Below are 20,610 nucleotides of genomic sequence, written 5' to 3'. Positions count from 1 at the left end.
TTGGTTGGCTGAGGAGCCCTGTATGACACGTCTGAGTTCGACCGTTGCTGCCTTTTGCATGAGTGTGATGGCTGCCGGATCTGCGGCTGCGGAAAAACTGCCGTTGAGCGAGATTTCGGCCTATCTGAACAGTCTCAAGACCGCGCAGGGCACGTTCCGGCAGATCAACGATGACGGCTCGGTCAGCACAGGCACGCTCTACATCAGCCGCCCCGGCAGGATGCGCTTTGAATATGACCCGCCCGAGCAGGCGCTGGTGCTGGCCAGCGCGAATGCGGTCTATATCATCGATGGAAAGTCGAACCAGCCGCCTGAGACCTATCCGCTGCGTCGGACGCCATTGTCTTTGATCCTGGCGCGCCAGGTCAATCTGGGGCAGGCGCGCATGGTTGTGGGCCACGATTTCGATGGTGAGGCGACGGTCGTGACCGCGCAGGACCCCAAGAACCCGGAGCAGGGCAGCATCCGCATGAGCTTTACCGACGATCCCGTGCAGCTGCGCCAATGGGTGATTTATGACGCCAATGGTGGACAAACCACCGTTGTACTGGATGCGCTGGAGACCGGTATGAGCCTGAGCAGCACCCTGTTCGACCCGCAACGGGCACAACGCGACCGCGATCGTTGATGCCCCGGTGCGTCGGGTGACGGGCCTGAGATGTCCCCATCACTCGACGCTGTTTGCCCTAGCGGCGCAGGTTACAGGTCGCCAGCTGCGCCTGGTAGACATCTGCCCGCGCATCCACCTTGTTGGCAACATTCAGCAGCCAGGATTTGCGGTTGTAGCTACCGCGCGCATAGCCGGTGTGGCCTTCGTGATAGGCCAGATACTGGTTGCGCGCGTCCGAGAGCGGGATGCCGTTCTTGGACCGGCTGGTCACCATGTACCACCCCATGAAATCAGACGCATCGCGGATGCGGTCGCGCCGTGCAAACCGTTTGCCCGTGGCGCGCTTATAGTCCTCCCAGGTGCCATCGAGGGCCTGGGCGTAGCCATAGGCGCTCGAAACGCGCCCCATGGGGATGACCCCAAGCGCATAGCGATGCGGGGTCCGGGCATTGGAGATAAATTTGCTCTCCTGATGCATGGTGGCCATCTGCACATGCACAGGCACACCCCATTTCTGTTCCGTTCTCTGGAACGCTTTGATGTAGTCCGGGCGCTCATCGGCGATTCTGCACGCGTCATCCAGATGACGCGGTGCCGTGCCCTGGCCACCCCCGCAAGAGGCAACCAAAACAACCAATCCCAAAGCGCGAAGAGTTCTGCTCATCTGCCTCTCGCTTTTCATTTTTTGTTTTTGGGCAGTTTACATGAAAATCCCGGCTTGGGGAATCACGTTTTGCCTGCGGGGGCGACATATGCATTTGTCAGGATTGAGCCTCTTGGTCGCGGCCTCCCCATCTGACTGTGCGCGCGCCCTTCACAAACTGTTTCCAGCGATTCATAGGCTGTGATTGGACAAACCCCCCTTGAACCGATTACCGTGCGTCGGTAAGGGGCTTGTTTGTGATGTTAAGTACGCGTGCCAAATATCATCTCGGGCAGATCGTCCGGCATAAGAAGCACCCCTTCCGTGGGGTGATTTTTGACGTAGACCCCGAGTTTTCGAACACTGAAGAGTGGTATGAGGCGATTCCCGAGGACAGCCGCCCTGTGAAGGAGCAGCCGTACTATCATCTGCTCGCCGAGAATGAGCAGAGCTATTACGTTGCCTATGTCTCTGAGCAGAACCTGATCGCCGACTATTCAGGTGAGCCTGTGGATCACCCGGATATTCCGGATCTTTTTGGCCCGTTCGAGGACGGATCTTACCCGCTGCACTTTCAACTGAATTGAGCGAGGCGGCGGCCTGAAGCCCGCCGTACCTGCCGGTCAATACCCGAGCGCGCAACCGTCCTTGCGGGGATCGCTCGCGCCTTCGAGCACACCGTCGTCTCGAATCAGGATGGCTTGCGCGCCGCCGATGGGCGTGTCGGGGATGCTGACCTTGTGGCCCATCTCGGACAGCTCTTGCCGCACCTGATCGGAGTAGCCCCTCTCCACTTTCATATCGCCCTGATCTGAGAAGGCGCGGGGTAGGTCGATGGCGCTTTGTGGATCCATTCCGAAGTCTTCGATGTTCGAGGCAAAGCGCGCGTGACCGTTGGGCTGATAGGCGCCACCCATGACGCCAAAGGGCATGACCACCTTGCCGCCTCGGCGCAGCATGCCGGGGATGATGGTGTGCATGGGCCGTTTGCCGCCCTTCAGCTCGTTTGGGTGCCCTTCTTCTACGGTGAAACCGGAGCCGCGGTTTTGCAGCAGGATGCCGAATTTTTCGGAGGCGATGCCGGATCCGAACCCGTTGAAGATGGAATATATCAGCGACACGGACATCCCGTCGCGATCGACGGTGGTGATGTAGATGGTGTCCTTGTGCACATTCTCGCTGATCTTTGTGGCGTTTGGTATGGATTTCCTGGGGTCGATCAGTGCTGCGAGGGCTTTGGCGGTGTCCATGCTGAGCATGTGATCAAGGCGTGTGGTATAGTCAGCATCTGCGAGGAACCGATTGCGCGAGTCGTAGGCGAGTTTGGCGGCTTCAGCTTCGAGATGGGTCCGTTGGGTGCCCAACGGACCCATGCTGGCAAGGTCGAATTGTGCGAGAATGTTCATCATGAGCAGGGCCGTGGCGCCATGGCCGTTTGGCGGATGCTCGACAATTTCGATCCCCTTGTAAGTGCCGGAGATCGGCTGCGTTTCTGTGCAGGCCGCTGCGGAGAAGTCGTCGACCGTATGGCGCCCGCCCAAGCCCGTGAGCGTGTTGACCATGTCTTCGGCAATTTCGCCGCTGTAGAAGGCATCACGGCCCGATGTCGCAACGCGCCGCAGAACCTCCGCCTGACCGGGCGCGCGAAAGATCTCGCCCACACGCGGCAAGCGTCCATCGATCATGTAGAAATCGCGCGCAGACCCTTGCAGCACATGCGCGTCGCTGCGCCAATCGAAGGCGGCGCGTGGTGCGACGGGCACCCCCTGTTCCGCTGCTTTGATTGCAGGCGCCAGAAGTGTGTCGAGGCCAAGTTTGCCGACGGTGTCGGCCAGATGGCAAAAGGCATCAATGGCGCCGGGGATGGTGACCGAATGCGGGCTCTGGATGGGGACAACGGTCTCGCCCTGCGCGCGCAACTCGGCGGCGTCGAGTGCGGCTGGCGCGCGGCCTGACCCGTTCAACGCCTGCACATCGGCATCGCCCTGTTGCCAGAGCACAAAACAGTCGCCGCCTATGCCGGTCATCTGCGGTTCGCAAATCCCCAGAACCAGCGCTCCGGCAATGGCGGCGTCCATGGCGTTACCGCCTCGCTCCATGATGTCGATGGCGGTTTTTGCGCCAAGCGGATGGGAGGTGGCGCACATGCCGTTGGTGGCGAGGACGGACGACCGCCCGGGAAAGTGAAAATCGCGCATGGTGCAGCCCCTTGATCCGTTTTCGAGCAAGGTAACGGCCCGGGCTGTGATGTCCATGGTGGGCTTGCGAGTCTGTTGGGGAAGTCCTCGACACCACACACTGGGTGGGGGCTATTAGGTGCGGTGTCGAGGGAAGCTATAACGAGCTACGCTTCGATCATGCCGAAGGATCAAGGCAAAATTGTGATTGAAACGCGGCACTTTGGAGAAAGGTGATCGGCGCGGCCCCTATGAGGGCGATTTTCCGGCGTCTGACGTGGGGATTGCAACGGCCAGACGTATGGACAACTGATTCTCGGACCCCACGCGTTCATACGACACGTCTTTTGCGAGGTCCTTGATCAGAAACCAGCCAAACCCGCCTTCGGGCAGGTCGTCGAATTCGACGTCAACCTCGGCAGGCTGACCCAAGGGGGGGGTGCCATTTGGCATCGCTTTGCCCTGATCGGTGATTTGCACATGCAGCCCGTCGCGTTCGTGCGAGCAGGCAATTGAGATATCGCCCACCGTCTCGGTGTCGGTATAGGCATGTTCCACGACATTGTTCAGGGCTTCGGCCAAGACCAGCTCAACCGTACCGGCCTCTTCCGAGCCCAGCTCCAACGGCCCAAGCCCCGACAGCACGTCTTTCAAGGCACTGCGGACGGCCATCTGGTCGCTGCGGATTGAAATCGTAAAGGGCTGAAAGATCGGCATGCGCCCGGCCTTTTTGCTCTGCTCTGGTCAAAGGCGCAGTTCGTCCAATGCGCCATCCAAGGTCGGAAACACGCTGAAGACCGAGTCCATCCGGGTCAGCTGAAACACACGCGCGACCGTTGGTGTCAGCCCGGCCAGCGCCATCTTGCGATCCATCCCGAGGTTTTTCATCGCGGCGACAATGGCGCCAAGGCCGCTCGAATCGATGAACTGCACCTCGCTGAGGTCCAGCACGACGGTTTTCGGGCCGTCCTCGGTCTGGACGCGCATCGCGTCTTTGAACTCAAGGGCGACGGCCGCATCAATTCGCTCCCCCCGAACGGAGACGATACGCAATTGCTCTTCTGTTTTGGTGGAGAGTTGCATTCGAGGCCTCACTGCTCTTTCACTTGCTTAATAGCGGGCAAATCTTACGAATCTGTTAGGCATCAAAAGGGGGAACTATGCGGAACGTGGTCATCGCCGGGGCAGCGCGGACGCCGATGGGCGGCTTTCAGGGAGATTTCACCGAGCTCAGTGCCGCTGACCTTGGCGGAGCCGCCATCAAGGCCGCAATACAGGATGCAGGCGCTCCGACCATCGACGAGGTGCTCATGGGCTGCGTGCTGCCTGCCGGGCAAGGTCAGGCCCCGGCCCGACAGGCAGGTTTCAAGGCCGGTCTTGGTGATGACATCCCCGCGACCACCCTGAACAAGATGTGCGGGTCGGGGATGAAAGCGGCCATGATGGCGCATGATCAGATTGCCCTTGGTCAGGCTGATGTGATGATCGCCGGTGGTATGGAGAGCATGACCAATGCGCCGTATTTGTTGGAAAAAATGCGGGGCGGTGCGCGGCTTGGCCATGGCAAGGTGGTCGACCACATGTTCCTGGATGGGTTGGAGGATGCTTATGACAAGGGCCGTCTGATGGGCACCTTCGCCGAGGATTGTGCAGAGGCCTATCAGTTCACCAGGGAGATCCAGGACAGCTATGCGCTTGCCTCGCTGTCCCGCGCATTGGAGGCGCAGAAGACTGGGGCTTTTGAGGGCGAAATCGCTGCGGTCGAGGTGACCTCGCGCAAAGGCTCGGTGACCATTTCGGCGGACGAGCAGCCGGGATCTGCGCGACCTGACAAGATCCCCCAGCTAAAACCGGCCTTCCGGGACGGCGGAACCGTGACGGCGGCAAATGCGTCCTCCATCTCGGACGGCGCGGCGGCCCTTGTTTTGGCGTCTGAGGCTGCGGCAGAGGCACAGGGGCTGCGCACCCGCGCGCGGCTCGTTGGCCATGCCAGCCATGCGCAAGCGCCGGGGCTTTTCACAACGGCTCCCGTGCCCGCCGCTCAAAAGCTGTTGGATCGGATCGGTTGGGAGGTCTCTTCCGTCGATTTGTGGGAGGTCAATGAGGCCTTTGCCGTGGTTCCTTTGGCCTTCATGCAGGAGATGGCGCTGGATCATGACATCGTGAATGTCAACGGCGGCGCCTGCGCTCTGGGGCATCCCATTGGCGCCTCGGGCGCCCGGATCATGGTCACGCTTTTGAACGCTATGGAGAAACGCGACGTGAAACGCGGTGTGGCCGCCATCTGCATTGGTGGGGGCGAAGGTACGGCCATTGCGATCGAGCGACCCTGAACCGGAGACACCCGTTTCACAATCAGCGGGTCAATTCGGTGAAGGGGCAGACGTCGTCTTCAAACGGCACGTGGCGACGTCGGAAGTTCGTGTCATCGAGCGCTGCGGGCTGGCTGATCCGGTCCATGCGAAAGTGCCGAAAACCGTCCCGCGCAGGATCCCATGCCACAAGATACCAGAGTGGCGGCAGGATCAGCATCGCCTGTGGCTCCACCGTCCGTTGAGTTCTGCGGTCTTGCGCATCGACATAGTCGAAGCGGAGCAGTTGGCGCCCAAGGAACGCGGCCTCGAAGGCTGGCAAAAGATCGCGGTCGGTGCTGCCCATGCCCGACAAATCCTGCAGGGGCGACAGCTCGCCGATATGCAGGCAATCGAGCAGGGCACGCAGGTCTTTGACCTTATCGGAGGGCAGCGCCTTTTCGATCTTGGCGAGCCCCGTGTCCGCAAGATCCGAAAACGGCAAGCTGCGCGTCGCCCGCAGTGCCGCGACGCTGATCAGCAGCGCGAAGACCTCCGGAACTGACAGGCGTGTGGTGGTCTGCATGGACTGTGGATCAAGCTGGAGGCCGCCACCGCGCCCGACGTCTGAGTGGATCACGAACCCCTCGTCGCGTAGGGCGCTGATGTCGCGCAGCACTGTCCGGCGCGAGGCCCCGACGTCTTCGGCAAGTGCGTCGATGGTGGTTGTCCCGTTGCGGCGCAAAAACCGGATAATGGCGTCTTGTCTCAGGCGAATGTTCATACTGTGAGATTTGCAAATAAAGGTGCCATATTTTGGCACTATTAGGATTTAGACCTGTTTTAGCAACACCCAACAAGGAGATTTGAGAGATGAAACGCACCGCTGTGAACCCTTGGGACTGGTCGATCAAGCTGGGCTACAATCAAGCGGAGGTGATTGAGGGCGCGACCCGCCAGGTCATTTGCGCCGGGCAAACCGCTGTGGATGGCACAGGCGCTCCGCAACACCCCGACGACATGCGCGCCCAGATCAGCTTGGCTTTGGACAATCTGGAGGCGGTTTTGAAAGAGGCGGGGATGGACCTCAGCAATGTGATCAAACTGGGCGTCTATGCCACGGATGTGGACGAAGCCTTGAAAAATTTTGACCTCATGGGCATGCGGTTCGGGCCGCATCAGGTGGCGCCGCCGATGACCCTTTTGGGTGTGACGCGCCTGGCCATTCCTAGCCTGCTCTTCGAGATTGAGGCGATTGCGGCTGCCTAAAAAAAGGAGGCCATCTGGACCATGTCGCCAGGTGGCCGCAGCAACGCTCCGCGTGTGGCGTTCGATGTTGCGCTGCGGACCGGGCGGGCCCGGGGGCTGGACAGTGGCGCAGGGGCTTGCCACTAAGGTGCCCAGATGAGCCTTGATTATGATCACCTTCGCAAGACCATCCTCGCCCTGACCGAGGGCGAAACCGATGCTGTCGCGCTGATGGCCACAGTCGCCTGCGAGGTGCACCATGCGGATGACCGCTTTGACTGGACCGGGTTCTACCGTGTGACCGAACCGGAGCTGCTGAAGATCGGGCCCTATCAGGGGGGACACGGGTGCCTCGTGATCCCCTTCTCGCGCGGGGTGTGTGGGGCGGCAGCCCGCACCGGAGAGATCCAGCTTGTGCCCGACGTCGAGGCCTTCCCCGGACATATTGCCTGTGCCAGCTCCACGCGGTCGGAACTTGTTTTGCCGGTGCGCGACGCGGTGGGCAACGTGATCGCGGTCTTCGACATCGACAGTGATCAGCCCGATGCGTTCCGGGAAGCAGATGCGCAAGCGCTCAGCAGTATTCTTACGTCGGTATTCGGGACGTTTGAGCGCGTCTAGATCACGGTTGGTTGTCGCGCTTTGCGGGGAATTTGAACAAACGTTTGGATCGCTGTCTGCGCGCGTCAGTGCCAGTGCTGATATCATGGGCGATCTGACGCCGGATAGGCCAAGAAAGCAGCCCCGGGCGTGAAAAACGACTGGATTTTTTCACCAGAATCACTAACGTGAATAAAACGTCGATTTTTTCACGGAACAGATGCGCCACGACCTGCCCTCTCACCCCGATACGCTTGGTGCGGATTTGCGTGCCTTGCGGAAATCGCGCGGGCTGACGCTGAGCGATCTGGCAGAAAAGCTTGGGCGGTCAGTGGGTTGGCTGAGCCAGGTGGAGCGGGACAAATCCGAGCCCTCGATCACCGATTTGCGGCAGATGGCGAAGGCGCTGGAGGTCTCTGTCTCGATCCTCTTCCGCCATGCAGCGGCTCCCGCCCATGAGGCGGGGTATGTGGTGCGGAACACGGCGCGGCGGCGGATCGGCAACACGGTCGCGGGGCTGGTGGAGGAGCTGCTCTCACCCGATCTGACCGATGATTTCGAGATGGTGCATTCCACCTTCGAGCCACACAGTCAGATCACCGACGCTGTGGTGCGCCCCACGCAGGAGGTGGGCTATCTGGTTTCCGGGCGACTGGATCTGGAGATCAGCGGCATCACCCACACGATCACGCCTGGCGACAGCTTCCGCATTCGCGGCGAAGCCTTCCGCTGGGCCAACCCTTATGACAAACCCGCCGTGGCCATCTGGGTCATCGCGCCGCCGGTGTACTGATGAGCTTTGAGGCCTGGACCATATTCGCGCTGTTCTGGGTGGTCTTCGTGACCACGCCGGGGCCGAATGCGGTCAACTGCATCACCAACGGGATGCACCTGAGCTTTCCTCGCGCGATGGTCGGTGTGCTGGCAATCCTCACGCAGGCGACGCTGTTTCTGGTGCTGTCGGCGCTGGGGATCACTGCGCTGATCGCAGCCTCACCTACGGGGTTTTTCATTGCCAAGTTGGTGGGGGCGGGGTTCCTGATCTATCTGGGTGTCCGTGGCTGGATCTTGGCCAAGCGGCCCGTCGTGGTGGGCGACCGACCTGCAAAATCGATCTACTTGCACGCGCTGGCTGTCGCCACGATCAACCCCAAAAGCGTCGCCGGATATCTCGCCGCCTTTTCGCAATTCGTGCAGCCCGGCGTGCCGATCTGGGAGCAGATGGCGGTGATCGTGCCCACCGCACTGACCATCACGGCGCTGAGCTACATCGGCTTCACGTTGCTGGGCGCGGGCCTGGCGCGCGCGGCTTTGGGCGCGGTCTTCAACATCTGGGTGCGGCGCGTGCTAGCCGCCTGTTTCGTCATCTACGGCGTGCTTCTGGGCGCGTCGACCACACCGGGGAGGGCCTGAGATGGTAACGGGCAGCTGTCTCTGCGGTGCAGTCACTTATGAGGCCAAGGGCACGTTGGGCGCGCCCGCCGCCTGTCATTGCACCCAATGCCGCAAGCAATCAGGGCACGCTTGGGCCTCGTCTTACGTGGAAGACGGCACGCTTGAGATCAAGGGCGAGGTCCGCTGGTTCCAATCGTCCGCTAAGGCGCGGCGGGGGTTCTGCCCCATCTGCGGCTCCGCGCTCTTCTGGGCGCATGACGACGACGATTTCACCTGTTTTTCCACCGGCTCGATCGACGGGCCGACTGGGCTGCGCTTGCGCGGCCATATCCATACCGCCTCCAAGGGCGACTACTACAGCATCGCGGCGGATGAGCCGCAAAGGGAGACCTAATTATGTCAGATTTTCCAACGACAGCGCGGGTTGTCATCATCGGCGGCGGGGTGGTCGGCACCTCGACGCTTTATCACCTGGCCAAAGCGGGCTGGACCGACTGTGTGCTGCTGGAGAAAAACGAGCTGACCGCGGGTTCCACCTGGCACGCGGCGGGCAACTGCCCGAACTTCGCGCCCAACTGGGCCGTGATGAACATGCAGCGCTATTCGTTGGCCATGTACCGCACCCTCGCCAAGGATGTGGACTATCCGATGAACTACCACGTCACCGGTGCGGTGCGGCTTGCGCACTCCAAAGACCGCATGATGGAGTTCGAGAAGGTCGCGTCGCAGGCGCGTTACCAAGGGCTGGAGATGGACATCTGCACGCCGGAAGAGCTGCGCGAGTACAACCCCTTCATGGAGATCCATGATCTCGAAGGTGGTCTGTGGGACCCGCTTGATGGCGACATCGACCCGGCACAGCTGACCCAGGCGCTGGCCAAGGGCGCGCGCGATGCAGGCGGGCGGATTGAGCGGTTCTGCCCCGTGATCGGCATCGACCGCGACGGCGACGAGTGGATCGTGAAGACCGAGAAGGGTGAGATCCGCTGCGAATATGTGGCGAACTGTGCGGGGTACTACGCGCAGCGCGTGGGCGAGATGTTCAAGCCCTTCGGCGGGCGCACCGTGCCGATGGTGGTGATGTCCCACCAGTATTTCCTGACCGATGAGATCCCTGAACTCGCTGAGTGGACCAAGGAAAAGGGCCACAAGATGCCGATGATCCGCGACGTGGACATCAGCTATTACCTGCGGCAGGATAAGAACGGTCTGAACCTCGGGCCGTATGAGCGCAACTGCAAGGCGCATTGGGTCACGCCGGACGATCCAATGCCGGAAGACTTCTCCTTCCAGCTCTACCCGGACGATCTGGAGCGGCTGGAGTTTTACATCGAAGACGCGATGGAGCGGGTGCCGGCGCTCGGCACCGCCGGGGTTGGCCGCAACATCAACGGACCGATTCCATACGCCCCCGACGGGTTGCCGATGATTGGCCCGATGCCAGGCGTGAAGAACGCCTTTGAGGCGCACTCCTTCACCTTCGGCATCGCGCAGGGCGGTGGCGCTGGCAAATGCCTCTCCGAATGGATTATGCACGGCGAGACCGAGCTGGATATGTGGGCCGTCGATCCGCGCCGCTACACCGATTATGCGGATCACGACTATTGCCTGTCGAAGGCGCTGGAAACCTATGGCCACGAATACGCGATGCACTTCCCGCATCACGAATGGCCTGCCGGGCGTGACAAGAAGCTTTCGCCGAACCACGAGCGGCTCTTGGCCGATGGCGGTCAGATGGGCGCGTACAACGGCTGGGAGCGGGCGAACTGGTTTGCTAAGGACGGTGACGACACCTCCGAGGAAGCAACCGAGACATGGGACCGCAACGGTCCTTGGGCGGTGCGCGTGAAAGAAGAGGTCGAGGCCGTGCGCGATGGTGCCGGTGTGCTCGATATGCCGGGGTTCTCGCGTTACACGCTCAGCGGTGAGGGCGCGGCAGAATGGCTGCGCGGCCAGATCGCAGGCGCGCTGCCCAAAGCGGGCCGTATGAACCTGGGTTATTTCACCGACAGCCGTGGCAAGATCGTGACCGAAGTGACCATTATTCGCTGGGGCGAAGATGACTTCTGGCTGATGACTGCGGCTGTGGCGCAATGGCATGACTTTGAGTTCCTGCAAAGCCGCCTGCCCGCCGATGGATCGCTCACGATGACCGACATCACCAAGGAGTGGTCGACACACCTGCTGACCGGGCCGAAATCGCGCGAGATGTTGGCGGGATTGACCGATGCGGATCTCTCCACCGGATGGCTGACCATTCAGGAAGCGACTGTCGCGGGCAAGCCGGCCAAGCTCTTCCGCATTTCCTTTGCGGGCGAGCTGGGTTGGGAGGTGCACACCTCCTTCGAGGACAGCGCCGCCGTGTATACGGCTATCCGTGATGCGGGGGCCACGCCGTTTGGCATGTACGCGCTCAACTCCATGCGGGTCGAGAAGGGTTACCGCAGCTGGAAGGGGGATCTGTCGACTGATTATTCCCTGCTCGAAGGTGGGATGGAGCGGTTCATCCGTTTCGACAAGCCGCAGGACTTCATCGGCAAGGCCGCACTGCTCAGCGAAAAGCAGCAAGGTGTGAAGAAGCAGTTCGTCACGCTGACGGTTGATGCGGGCGATCAGGACGCGCCGTATATGTCGCCGCTGTTTGTCGGTGACGAGGTTGTGGGCGAGACCACATCGGGTGACTGGGGCTACCGGATCAACAAATCCGTGGCCCTTGGCATGCTGCGCAAGGATCTGACGGAGCCTGGCACAGAGATCGAGGTCGAGATCTACGGCAAGCGCTGCAAGGCGACCGTGCAACCCGACCAGCCGCTGTGGGATCCCGAGAACGAAAGGATCCGTGCGTGACACAAATCACGCTTCTGGACGGAGGCATGGGGCAGGAGCTGATCCACCGCGCTGGGGATCAGCCGACGCCTTTGTGGTCGACGCAGGTGATGTCGGATCACCCCGGCATGGTGCAGGGCGTGCATGCGGATTTCTTTGCCGCAGGCGCGACTATTGCGACGACCAACACCTACGCGATCCATCGCGACCGTCTGGAAGACACGCCTCTGGAGGGGCGTTTTGAGGCCCTGCATGCAGCAGCACTTGCAGAGGCCAAAGCCGCACGCGCGGCACACGGAGCGGGCCGTATCGCGGGAGGGATCGGCCCGCTCCGTGCAAGTTATCGCCCTGATCTGCACCCGGAGGCGGAGGTGGCGGTGCCGCTTTTTGCCGAAGTGGCGCAGGCGCTCGCGCCAGAGTGCGACGTTCTCATTCTGGAGACCTGCGCGTCCGTCGCCCATGCGCGGGATGCCTTGGTCGGTGCCCGCACGACAGATTTGCCAGTCTGGCTGTCGCTGACCGTGTCCGACACCGATGGCACAAAGCTCCGCTCGGACGAACCGCTTGCCGATGCGCTGGAGGTGGCGGCCGGGGCAGATGCGGTGCTGATCAACTGCTCAGCTCCCGAAGCTGTCACCCAGGCGCTGCCGATCATCGCACCGCTGGGCAAGCCTTTTGGCGGCTATGCCAATGCGTTTGAGATGATCACCGAAGATTTCCTCAAGGCCAAACCAACCGTTGAGGCGCTGACCGCCCGGCGGGACATGGGGCCGCGTGCTTATGCTGGCTATGTCCTGCAATGGATTGGCCTTGGTGCAACTATCGTCGGCGGATGCTGTGAAGTCAGCCCCGCCCATATCGCTGAACTCGCTCGGCGGCTTGAAGCCGTCGGTCATACCATCGTTTGAAGGAACACTGCTCATGGCTCTGCCACCGTCTAACGCGCGCGTTGTCATCATCGGGGGAGGGGTGATTGGCTGCTCCGTCGCCTATCACCTGACCAAACTGGGATGGAAGGATGTGGTCCTGCTGGAGCGCAAGCAGCTGACCTCCGGCACCACATGGCACGCGGCTGGCCTGATCGCCCAGCTGCGCGCGACGAAGAACACAACCAAGCTGGCGAAGTATTCTCAGGAGCTTTATGGCAGCCTTGAAGAAGAAACCGGCGTGGCCACGGGCTTCAAGCGCTGTGGCTCGATCACCGTTGCGCTGACCGAAGAGCGGCGCGAAGAGATCTACCGCCAAGCGGCCATGGCGCGGGCCTTTGGTGTGGAGGTCGAGGAAATCTCGCCCTCCGAGGTAAAGACACGCTATGAGCATCTGAATATCAAGGGGGTTACCGGGGCGGTCTACCTCGACAAGGATGGTCAGGGTGATCCGGCGAACATCGCGCTAGCGCTGGCCAAGGGTGCACGGCAACGCGGCGCGCAGATTATCGAGCGTACCAAAGCCACCCGCATCGTGAAGGAAGGTCGCCGCGTGACCGGTGTCGACTGGGAGCAGGGTGGCGAAAGTGGCCATATCACGGCTGATATGGTCGTGAACTGTGGTGGCATGTGGGCCCATGAGGTGGGCCGCATGGCGGGCGTGAACGTGCCGCTGCACGCCTGCGAGCACTTCTATATCGTGACCGAGGCCATTGAGGGGTTGAAGCAACTGCCGGTGCTGCGGGTGCCGGACGAATGCGCGTATTATAAGGAGGATGCGGGCAAGATGCTGCTGGGCGCCTTTGAGCCGAACGCCAAGCCCTGGGGGATGGAAGGCATCCCGGCGGATTTTGAGTTCGACCAACTGCCCGAGGATTTTGACCACTTCGAACCGATCCTGGAGGCTGCCGTTGAACGTTTGCCCATGCTGGCCGAAGCAGGCATCCACACCTTCTTCAACGGTCCTGAAAGCTTCACACCGGATGATTCCTATCATCTGGGCCTCGCGCCAGAGCTGGATAACTTCTGGGTGGCGGCAGGTTTCAACTCCATCGGCATTCAGTCTGCGGGTGGTGCAGGAATGGCGCTGGCACAGTGGATGGAAGGTGGCGAGAAGCCGTTTGACCTGGGCGACGTCGACATTTCCCGAATGGAAACCTTCCAAGGCAACAAGACCTATCTCTTCGAACGCTCCAAGGAGACGCTGGGCCTGCTCTATCAGGATCATTTCCCCTTCCGCCAGAAGGAGACCGCGCGGGGTATCCGCCGCTCGCCCGTCTATTGGCAGTTCCTGGATCGCGGCGCGGTTATGGGCGAATTTGCAGGCTGGGAGCGCCCCAACTGGATCGCCAAGCCGACCCAGACGCCGGAGTACGAGTACAGCTGGAAGCGGCAGAGCTTCTTCAACAACATTGCCGAAGAACACACCGCGATCCGCAACAATGTGGGCATGTATGACATGTCCTCCTTCGGGAAGATCCGGGTCGAAGGCAAGGATGCGACGGCCTTCATGAACTACGTCGGCGGCGGGCAATATGACGTGCCGGTGGGCAAGATCGTCTACACCCAGTTCCTGAACCCGACAGGTGGGATTGAGGCGGACGTCACCGTCACGCGCGTGTCCGAGACGGCCTATCTTGTGGTGACACCGGCCGCGACGCGCCTGGCCGATGAGACTTGGCTGCGCCGCCATGTGGGTGACTTCAACGTGGTGATCACCAATGTGACCGCAGGCGAAGCTGTGCTGGCGGTCATGGGGCCGAACTCGCGCGCGCTGCTCAACCTGGTCTCGCCCAATGATTTCTCCAACGAAGTGAACCCCTTCGGCACCGCGCAGGAGATCGAGATCGGCATGGGACTCGCGCGGGTGCACCGGGTGACTTATGTGGGTGAGCTCGGGTGGGAGGTCTATGTTTCCTCCGAGATGGCCGCGCATGTCTGCGAGACGTTGATCGAGGCGGGCGCGGATCTCAACCTCAAGCTTTGCGGAATGCATATGATGGACAGTTGCCGGATGGAGAAAGGCTTCCGCCACTTCGGGCACGACATCACCTGCGAGGATCACGTGTTGGAGGCGGGCCTTGGTTTTGCTGTGAAGACCGACAAGCCGGACTTCATCGGCCGTGACGCGGTGCTGCGCAAGAAGGACGAGGGGCTTAAGAACCGCCTGCTGCAGTTCAAGCTGACCGATCCGGAACCGCTGCTCTATCACAATGAGCCAGTGCTGCGGGATGGTGAGATCGTGGGCTACCTGGCGTCCGGCGCGTACGGTCACACGCTCGGCGGTGCGATGGGGCTGGGCTATGTGCCCTGCGCAGGCGAGACGGCAGCAGAAGTGCTGGCCTCCACCTATGAGATCGACGTGGCGGGCACGCGGGTCAAGGCAGAGGCGTCGCTTAAGCCGATGTACGATCCCAAATCCGAGCGCGTGAAAGCCTGAGACAGCGGTGGCCTGAAAGCCCACCGCACCTGCTGGACCATACCGGTGTGGTTGGCAGGTTCGGCGGGCTTCAGGCCGCCGCCTCCGCCAGGGGCGCTTAGGGTTGCACGTACTCGCTTCATCTGCGAGCAGGCGACATGAGTGTCGTCTATTCCCCGCCTCAGGACCCGCTGGTGATCCTGCACGAAGATGCGGAGGTCCTGCTTGTGGACAAGCCCGCGGGGCTTCTGTCGGTGCCGGGCAAAGGGCCTGAGCTGGCAGACTGCTTGCTGTCGCGGATACAAGCCGCCTTCCCCGATGCGTTGCTGGTGCATCGGCTCGACCGGGACACCTCCGGCGTGATGATCTTCGCGCTCACGCGGCATGCGCAGCGTCATCTTGGCCTGCAGTTCGAAAAACGCATGACCCAGAAGACTTATGTGGCGCGGGTCTGGGGCGTGCCGGCCCAGAAAACCGGCACTGTCGATCTGCCGCTGATTGTAGACTGGCCCAATCGACCGCTACAAAAAGTCGATCACGAGACCGGAAAGCCCGCTCAAACAGACTGGCGGGTGCTGAAGGATGAAGGCGAGACTGCCCGCGTGCGGTTGCAGCCCAAGACCGGGCGAAGCCACCAGCTGCGGGTGCATATGATGGCACTGGGACACCCGATTCTGGGCGACCCCTTCTATGCCACAGGCGCGGCCCGCGACTTTCCGCGCCTGATGCTGCACAGTCAGGAGCTGCGGTTCAAGCATCCGCAGGGCGGCCGCTCCATGAAAATAAGGACCAACCCACCGTTCTGATCGGGCGATTTCGGGCGCGAAACATAAAGCCTTGACGTGATACTATTTAGTATCATAAAAGAGATACCATAAGGTATCACTTTAGGAGCGCTTATGCCCCAGGTTCAATCCACCTTCCGCGCACTTGCGGACCCGACACGCCGCGACATCCTGGTGATGTTGCGCGACTGCGACCTCACCATCGCCGAGGTCGCTGAAAACTTCGATATGACCCGCGCCGCCGTTAAAAAGCACCTGACCGTGCTCAGCGATGGCGGGCTGATCACCACCCGCACCAGCGGGCGGGAGCGCATCAATGCGCTCAACCCCCAAGGCATAGACCCCGTGATGGACTGGTTGAAATACTTCGACATCTTCTGGGACGACCGCCTTGCCACACTCAAAACTGAAATTGAAAAGGACAGAAAATGACAGCTCCCGTATTGCGTAAGACGATCTTCTTGAAAGCCACCCGCGCCGAGGTCTGGGCCTTCCTGACGGAGCCGGAACATCTGGCCAAATGGTTTCATCCTCCCAAGCAAGCACTAACCGAAGGTCAGAGGCTGGAAATGCATGGCGCCACCAGTGGAGATCTGCTGATCTGGGGCGAGGTCAAGGTGGCGCGCCCACCGGAATACCTCGAACATACCTTTTCGGTGAAGCCGATGGGCGATGCGGTGAGCCTCGTGAAGTGGACATTGAGCGAAGTCACAGGTGGTACGCAACTGTCGCTGGAGCATTCGGGCTTGCCTGCAACCGCAGAGGGGTTTGGCGTGGTGCTCTCGCTCGACAAGGGCTGGGACGAGCATCTTGGCCAGATGCGTGCCGTGTTGCATGAGCCGGTGCCTGCATAAAAGGTCGGCCTGCACATCTGAACCGAAGACATGAACCACCGCCGGGCAGGCCAGCCGGGCGGTGGTTTCATCACCTGCGCTGGATCCCAATCGCAAAGGCTGCACGCGGGGGTCGGCTGGTGGTGTCTGGACTGTTCAGTTGACCAGCGCTAGCGATGCGCAGCTCAGGCGGACGCCAGGTTTAACCGGGCACCAGGATCGGAGATCACCGAAGCCAGCTCACTCTCGGGGATTGGCTTATGATAATAATACCCTTGGGCAAACCGGCACCCGAGGCTGCGCAGCGTTGCAACATCATCGGATGTTTCCACCCCTTCCGCGATGATATCGACGTCAAGATCTTTGCCAAGCTTGATCAGCAGCTTCACGATGCTTTGTGACACCGGGTTGCTATGCGCGTCACCCGCGAACGCCCGATCGATCTTGAGCGAGGTGAGCGGCAGCGACTTGAGGTAGGCGAAGTTGGAATGCCCGGTTCCAAAGTCGTCGATGGAGATCCCGCATCCAAGGTCATGTAACTGCTTGAGGTTCTTATCCGCGATAGCCACATCGGGGATGAGCGCGGTTTCAGTGATCTCAAGCTTCACATCCTCGGGTGACAGATCGTTTGCCTCCAAAGTGAAGCCGAGGAAGTCGATAAAGCCCCGCCGCCCGATGTCTTTCCCGGAGACATTGATCGACAGGAAAAACCCCTCCGGGCAGGCGTCAAGCGCCTTGAGGCGTTTCAGCGTGGCGCAACCATCAATGATGGCAAACTCGGTCAACTGCTTGATGGATCCTGTTTTCTCGGCAATGCGGATAAAATGCTCCGGCGAGACGTTGTCGAGGACCGGGTGGCGCCATCGCATCAAGGCCTCGCATCCGACAATGCGACTGTCAGACAGCTCCACAATCGGCTGAAACAGAAGGGAGAACTCCTCCCGGTCGAGCCCCCGCAGAATGTCGGTTTCCAGCCTGAACTCTTCAATCAGTTTGCCCGCATCGCGCAAGGTGCTTGCGGCAACAGGCGCGTCGGCGGCTGATCTCGCCTTCTGCTGCGTGAAGGTCGACGCGAAGTTGATCGAGGTGTCGATACAGGCGCGCAGGATCGGGTCTATCTCCTCAAAGCGTCGGCGGATACGATCCGCAGAAATCCTGTATACGGTTGTGGGGGCAACGGCCTCAACTGTGACGGCGCGCGGCTGGCTTGTCAGAATGGACAGCTCGCCGATGATCGACCCCGCACCACGCTTTTCAACATAGACCCGCTGGCCTGCCTCGGTTCTATACAGAACAACTGCGCCCGTCTCGATCACATAGGCGAACTCATTGTCATCCCCTTCCCGGTATAGGATATCTCCCGGTGACAGACGAAGTTCCAACACAGACGGCATTCAAGTGATCCACAGAGTGGCTACAGAGCAGGCAGAACCCGTACCGTCGGACAGAAACCTTGCAAATGGATGTTTCTGGCGGGAGTATTTGCGCCCAACTTTAGGCAACTTGTTTGCGATCGCGCAGGCCGTCGAACTCCGGCGCTATTCTGCGGCCCAGCCTGACACAGCTTTGACCTCCAGGAACTCCTCCAGACCATAGCTGCCGCCTTCACGGCCATTGCCGGATTGCTTGTAGCCGCCAAAGGGCGAGCCTTGGGCAAACCCCTGACCATTCGTCTCGACCATGCCAGAGCGCAGACGGCGCGCGACGCGGCGGCGTTTCTCATCATCCTCCGTCTGAATGTAGTTGGTCAGTCCGTAAGGCGTGTCATTGGCGATCCGCACGGCCTCCTCTTCGGTCTCAAAGGGGATGATCGACAGCACCGGGCCAAATATCTCTTCGCGCGCGATGGTCATGTCGTTGGTCACATCGGCAAAGACGGTGGGCTTTGCGTAGAACCCGCGGTTCAGCCCATCGGGGCGGCCCAGACCCCCGGCGACGAGGCGGGCTTCACCCATGCCGGTCTCGATCAGCGCCTGCACCTTGTCGAACTGCGCTTTGGAGACCAGCGGGCCGATGTGGCGGCCTTCTTCCGACGCCGGGCCCACATGGGTCGCCGTGGCGGTTTCCGCTGCCATTTCGACGGCCTCGTCATAGCGAGACCTGTGCACAAGCATCCGTGTGGGCGCGTTACAGGACTGGCCGGTGTTGCGGAAACAGCGGATTGCGCCCGCCTTGGCGGCTTTGGGGTGCGCATCGTCGAAGATGATGTTGGCGCCCTTGCCGCCAAGTTCCAGGCTCACGCGCTTCAGAGTGTCAGCGGCGGCCTTGGAGATGGCGATGCCCGCGCGGGTGGAGCCGGTGAAGCTGACCATATCAACCTCTGGATGGGCAGAGAGCTGGCTGCCCACGCCTGCGCCGTCGCCGTTTACGAGGTTGAAGACACCTGGCGGGAAACCCGCCTCATGCACGAATTCCGCAAAGAGCAGCCCCGACAGCGGCGCAATCTCCGACGGTTTCAGCACCATGGTGCAGCCAGTGGCCAGCGCCGGAACCGCCTTGAGCACGATCTGGTTCATCGGCCAGTTCCAGGGCGTGATCAGGGCGCAGACGCCGATGGGTTCCAGAAGGGTCTTTTCGGTCGCCGTATGGTCACGTTCAAAGCTGAAATCTTCAAAGGCTTTCAGAAAGCCTTCCAGATGCCAGGCGCCTGCACCCACCTGCTGCGCGCGGCTGAGATCGATAGGTGCCCCCATCTCCATGGACATGGCCTGCGCCATTTCCTCGGCGCGGGCATTGTAGATGTCGAGCAATTTGCGAATGAGGGCCGCACGTTCCTCTTTGGAGGTCTGCGACCAGCTGTCGAAGGCTGCGCGAGCGGCGCCGACAGCAGCGTCGGTGTCGGCTTGAGCGCCCAGCGAGATCACCGCGCATTGTTCTTCGGTCGACGGGTCGATCACCGCAAAGTCGTTGGATGTGGCGGGCGCAACCCACTGACCGTTGATGTAGAAATCGCGTTTTTCCAGCATGGGATTTGTCCTTCGTGTCCGGGCTTGGGCGCAGTCTGTCACTGCCAAGATGGGTCCGCAAGAGAGGGGATGAAACCCCGCCCCGATGTGATTAAGTTGACCTCACGAGTCACCATAGCATTGCACCGGAGGACCTCATGGGCTTGCGCATCAACGACACTATTCCGAACCTGACCGTCGAAACGGACCACGGGCCCCTTCAACTGCATGACTGGATCGGCGACAGCTGGGCCATTCTGTTCTCGCACCCCAAGGATTTCACGCCCGTCTGCACCACCGAATTCGGGGCTGTGGCGCAACTGGCCGACGAATGGGAAAAGCGCGGAACCAAGGTGATCGGCGTCTCGGTCGATGGTGTCGAGGATCACAAGAAGTGGAAAGGCGACATCGAGAAGGTGGCGGGCGCCAAAGCGGGCTTCCCGATCATCGCGGATATCGGGCTGGAGGTGTCGAAAGCCTTCGACATGCTGCCTGCCGAAGCCTACCTGCCCGACGGGCGCACACCGGCAGACAGCGCGACCGTACGCTCTGTCTTTATCATCGGGCCGGACAAGCAGTTGAAACTGAGCATGACCTACCCAATGACCGTAGGCCGCAACTTCGCCGAGGTGCTGCGTGCGCTTGATGGGTTGCAGACCAGCACTGGCAAGGGTGTGGCAACGCCTGCGAACTGGAATGTGGGCGATGATGTGATCATCCCGCCGACGGTGTCCAATGAAGATGCCAAGGCGAAATTCGGAGAGTTCACCACCGTGCTGCCCTATCTCCGGACGACGAAGGCGCCGGAGTAGACTCATTGGGCGGCGGCCTCCGCTTTTTGATCTGAGGTTATCGCCTGCCCGTGGGAGGTCGGGTCATGCCCGGCCTCTCAGTTCAGCTCGTAAAAGGCGT

At 61.0% G+C, this 20,610-nt stretch carries 22 protein-coding genes; 15 read left to right on the top strand and 7 right to left on the bottom strand.

Annotation, left to right across the window (positions count from 1 at the left end; translation table 11 throughout):
- Positions 1–22: 22 nt before the first annotated feature.
- A complete protein-coding gene (locus So717_RS04700) occupies positions 23–628 on the top strand; it encodes a LolA family protein (protein ID WP_159975058.1) in 606 nt (201 codons plus the stop codon).
- A gap of 58 nt (positions 629–686) precedes the next feature.
- Here So717_RS04700 and So717_RS04695 read toward each other — a convergent pair whose 3' ends face one another.
- Entirely contained in the window at positions 687–1,274 is a 588-nt protein-coding gene (locus So717_RS04695) for a transglycosylase SLT domain-containing protein (protein WP_159975057.1), read from the bottom strand.
- Between the two features lie 239 nt (positions 1,275–1,513).
- On the opposite strand from So717_RS04695, the gene hspQ reads away from it, so the two are divergent.
- Positions 1,514–1,840 (top strand): heat shock protein HspQ, encoded by a 327-nt coding sequence (gene hspQ / locus So717_RS04690; protein ID WP_159975056.1) that lies wholly within the window; start codon positions 1,514–1,516, stop codon positions 1,838–1,840.
- 36 nt (positions 1,841–1,876) lie between these two features.
- Here the strand turns inward: hspQ and So717_RS04685 are convergent, their stop codons facing one another.
- The 3 genes from So717_RS04685 to So717_RS04675 all read right to left on the bottom strand — a co-directional run bounded on the left by So717_RS04685 (position 1,877) and on the right by So717_RS04675 (position 4,513).
- Complete coding sequence (locus So717_RS04685; RefSeq protein ID WP_159975610.1) at positions 1,877–3,451, bottom strand: gamma-glutamyltransferase family protein; 1,575 nt, start codon at positions 3,449–3,451, stop codon at positions 1,877–1,879.
- 228 nt (positions 3,452–3,679) lie between these two features.
- On the bottom strand, positions 3,680–4,147 hold the full coding sequence (locus So717_RS04680) for an ATP-binding protein (RefSeq protein WP_159975055.1): 468 nt from the start codon (positions 4,145–4,147) through the stop codon (positions 3,680–3,682).
- A gap of 27 nt (positions 4,148–4,174) precedes the next feature.
- The gene (locus So717_RS04675) at positions 4,175–4,513 is read right to left on the bottom strand and encodes an STAS domain-containing protein (protein ID WP_159975054.1); all 339 of its coding nucleotides are present in this window, start codon (positions 4,511–4,513) and stop codon (positions 4,175–4,177) included.
- Positions 4,514–4,590: 77 nt separating this feature from the next.
- Here So717_RS04675 and So717_RS04670 point away from each other — a divergent pair, with 77 nt between their 5' ends.
- Positions 4,591–5,763: a thiolase family protein gene (locus So717_RS04670; protein WP_159975053.1), complete on the top strand. Its 1,173-nt coding sequence runs from the start codon at positions 4,591–4,593 to the stop codon at positions 5,761–5,763.
- Positions 5,764–5,785: 22 nt separating this feature from the next.
- On the opposite strand, the gene So717_RS04665 is transcribed toward So717_RS04670, so the two are convergent.
- On the bottom strand, positions 5,786–6,505 hold the full coding sequence (locus So717_RS04665) for a helix-turn-helix transcriptional regulator (RefSeq protein ID WP_159975052.1): 720 nt from the start codon (positions 6,503–6,505) through the stop codon (positions 5,786–5,788).
- Positions 6,506–6,594: 89 nt separating this feature from the next.
- Here So717_RS04665 and So717_RS04660 point away from each other — a divergent pair, with 89 nt between their 5' ends.
- The 11 genes from So717_RS04660 to So717_RS04610 all read left to right on the top strand — a co-directional run bounded on the left by So717_RS04660 (position 6,595) and on the right by So717_RS04610 (position 16,774).
- Positions 6,595–6,990, top strand: a complete 396-nt coding sequence (locus So717_RS04660) for a RidA family protein (RefSeq protein ID WP_159975051.1) — start codon at positions 6,595–6,597, stop codon at positions 6,988–6,990.
- Positions 6,991–7,125: 135 nt separating this feature from the next.
- A complete protein-coding gene (locus So717_RS04655; RefSeq protein WP_159975050.1) occupies positions 7,126–7,590 on the top strand; it encodes a free L-methionine (R)-S-oxide reductase MsrC in 465 nt (154 codons plus the stop codon).
- A gap of 199 nt (positions 7,591–7,789) precedes the next feature.
- Positions 7,790–8,362, top strand: a complete 573-nt coding sequence (locus tag So717_RS04650) for a helix-turn-helix domain-containing protein (RefSeq protein WP_159975049.1) — start codon at positions 7,790–7,792, stop codon at positions 8,360–8,362.
- The gene (locus So717_RS04645; protein ID WP_159975048.1) at positions 8,362–8,982 is read left to right on the top strand and encodes a LysE family translocator; all 621 of its coding nucleotides are present in this window, start codon (positions 8,362–8,364) and stop codon (positions 8,980–8,982) included. Before So717_RS04650 ends, So717_RS04645 begins: the two co-directional genes overlap by 1 nt.
- Before the next feature lies 1 nt (position 8,983).
- The gene (locus So717_RS04640; RefSeq protein ID WP_159975047.1) at positions 8,984–9,358 is read left to right on the top strand and encodes a GFA family protein; all 375 of its coding nucleotides are present in this window, start codon (positions 8,984–8,986) and stop codon (positions 9,356–9,358) included.
- A 2-nt stretch (positions 9,359–9,360) separates the two neighbouring features.
- On the top strand, positions 9,361–11,811 hold the full coding sequence (locus So717_RS04635) for a GcvT family protein (protein ID WP_159975046.1): 2,451 nt from the start codon (positions 9,361–9,363) through the stop codon (positions 11,809–11,811).
- Complete coding sequence (locus tag So717_RS04630) at positions 11,808–12,698, top strand: homocysteine S-methyltransferase family protein (RefSeq protein ID WP_159975045.1); 891 nt, start codon at positions 11,808–11,810, stop codon at positions 12,696–12,698. Before So717_RS04635 ends, So717_RS04630 begins: the two co-directional genes overlap by 4 nt.
- A 13-nt stretch (positions 12,699–12,711) precedes the next feature.
- Positions 12,712–15,156 carry a GcvT family protein gene (locus So717_RS04625; protein WP_159975044.1) on the top strand — a complete coding sequence of 815 codons (2,445 nt, stop codon included), beginning with the start codon at positions 12,712–12,714 and terminating at the stop codon, positions 15,154–15,156.
- 137 nt (positions 15,157–15,293) lie between these two features.
- The gene (locus So717_RS04620) at positions 15,294–15,941 is read left to right on the top strand and encodes an RluA family pseudouridine synthase (protein WP_159975043.1); all 648 of its coding nucleotides are present in this window, start codon (positions 15,294–15,296) and stop codon (positions 15,939–15,941) included.
- A gap of 93 nt (positions 15,942–16,034) precedes the next feature.
- On the top strand, positions 16,035–16,352 hold the full coding sequence (locus So717_RS04615; protein ID WP_159975042.1) for an ArsR/SmtB family transcription factor: 318 nt from the start codon (positions 16,035–16,037) through the stop codon (positions 16,350–16,352).
- The gene (locus So717_RS04610) at positions 16,349–16,774 is read left to right on the top strand and encodes an SRPBCC family protein (protein ID WP_159975041.1); all 426 of its coding nucleotides are present in this window, start codon (positions 16,349–16,351) and stop codon (positions 16,772–16,774) included. Before So717_RS04615 ends, So717_RS04610 begins: the two co-directional genes overlap by 4 nt.
- A gap of 164 nt (positions 16,775–16,938) precedes the next feature.
- Here So717_RS04610 and So717_RS04605 read toward each other — a convergent pair whose 3' ends face one another.
- Together So717_RS04605 and So717_RS04600 are read right to left on the bottom strand one after the other, a co-directional pair.
- Positions 16,939–18,147 (bottom strand): EAL domain-containing protein, encoded by a 1,209-nt coding sequence (locus So717_RS04605; protein ID WP_159975040.1) that lies wholly within the window; start codon positions 18,145–18,147, stop codon positions 16,939–16,941.
- 144 nt (positions 18,148–18,291) lie between these two features.
- On the bottom strand, positions 18,292–19,719 hold the full coding sequence (locus So717_RS04600) for an aldehyde dehydrogenase family protein (protein ID WP_159975039.1): 1,428 nt from the start codon (positions 19,717–19,719) through the stop codon (positions 18,292–18,294).
- A 137-nt stretch (positions 19,720–19,856) separates the two neighbouring features.
- Here So717_RS04600 and So717_RS04595 point away from each other — a divergent pair, with 137 nt between their 5' ends.
- Complete coding sequence (locus So717_RS04595; RefSeq protein ID WP_159975038.1) at positions 19,857–20,510, top strand: peroxiredoxin; 654 nt, start codon at positions 19,857–19,859, stop codon at positions 20,508–20,510.
- Positions 20,511–20,610: the final 100 nt, after the last annotated feature.

The organism is Roseobacter cerasinus, from assembly GCF_009811755.1.
In the GTDB taxonomy this organism is placed as follows: domain Bacteria; phylum Pseudomonadota; class Alphaproteobacteria; order Rhodobacterales; family Rhodobacteraceae; genus Roseobacter; species Roseobacter cerasinus.
This window is presented reverse-complemented; position numbering and strand designations above follow the sequence as displayed.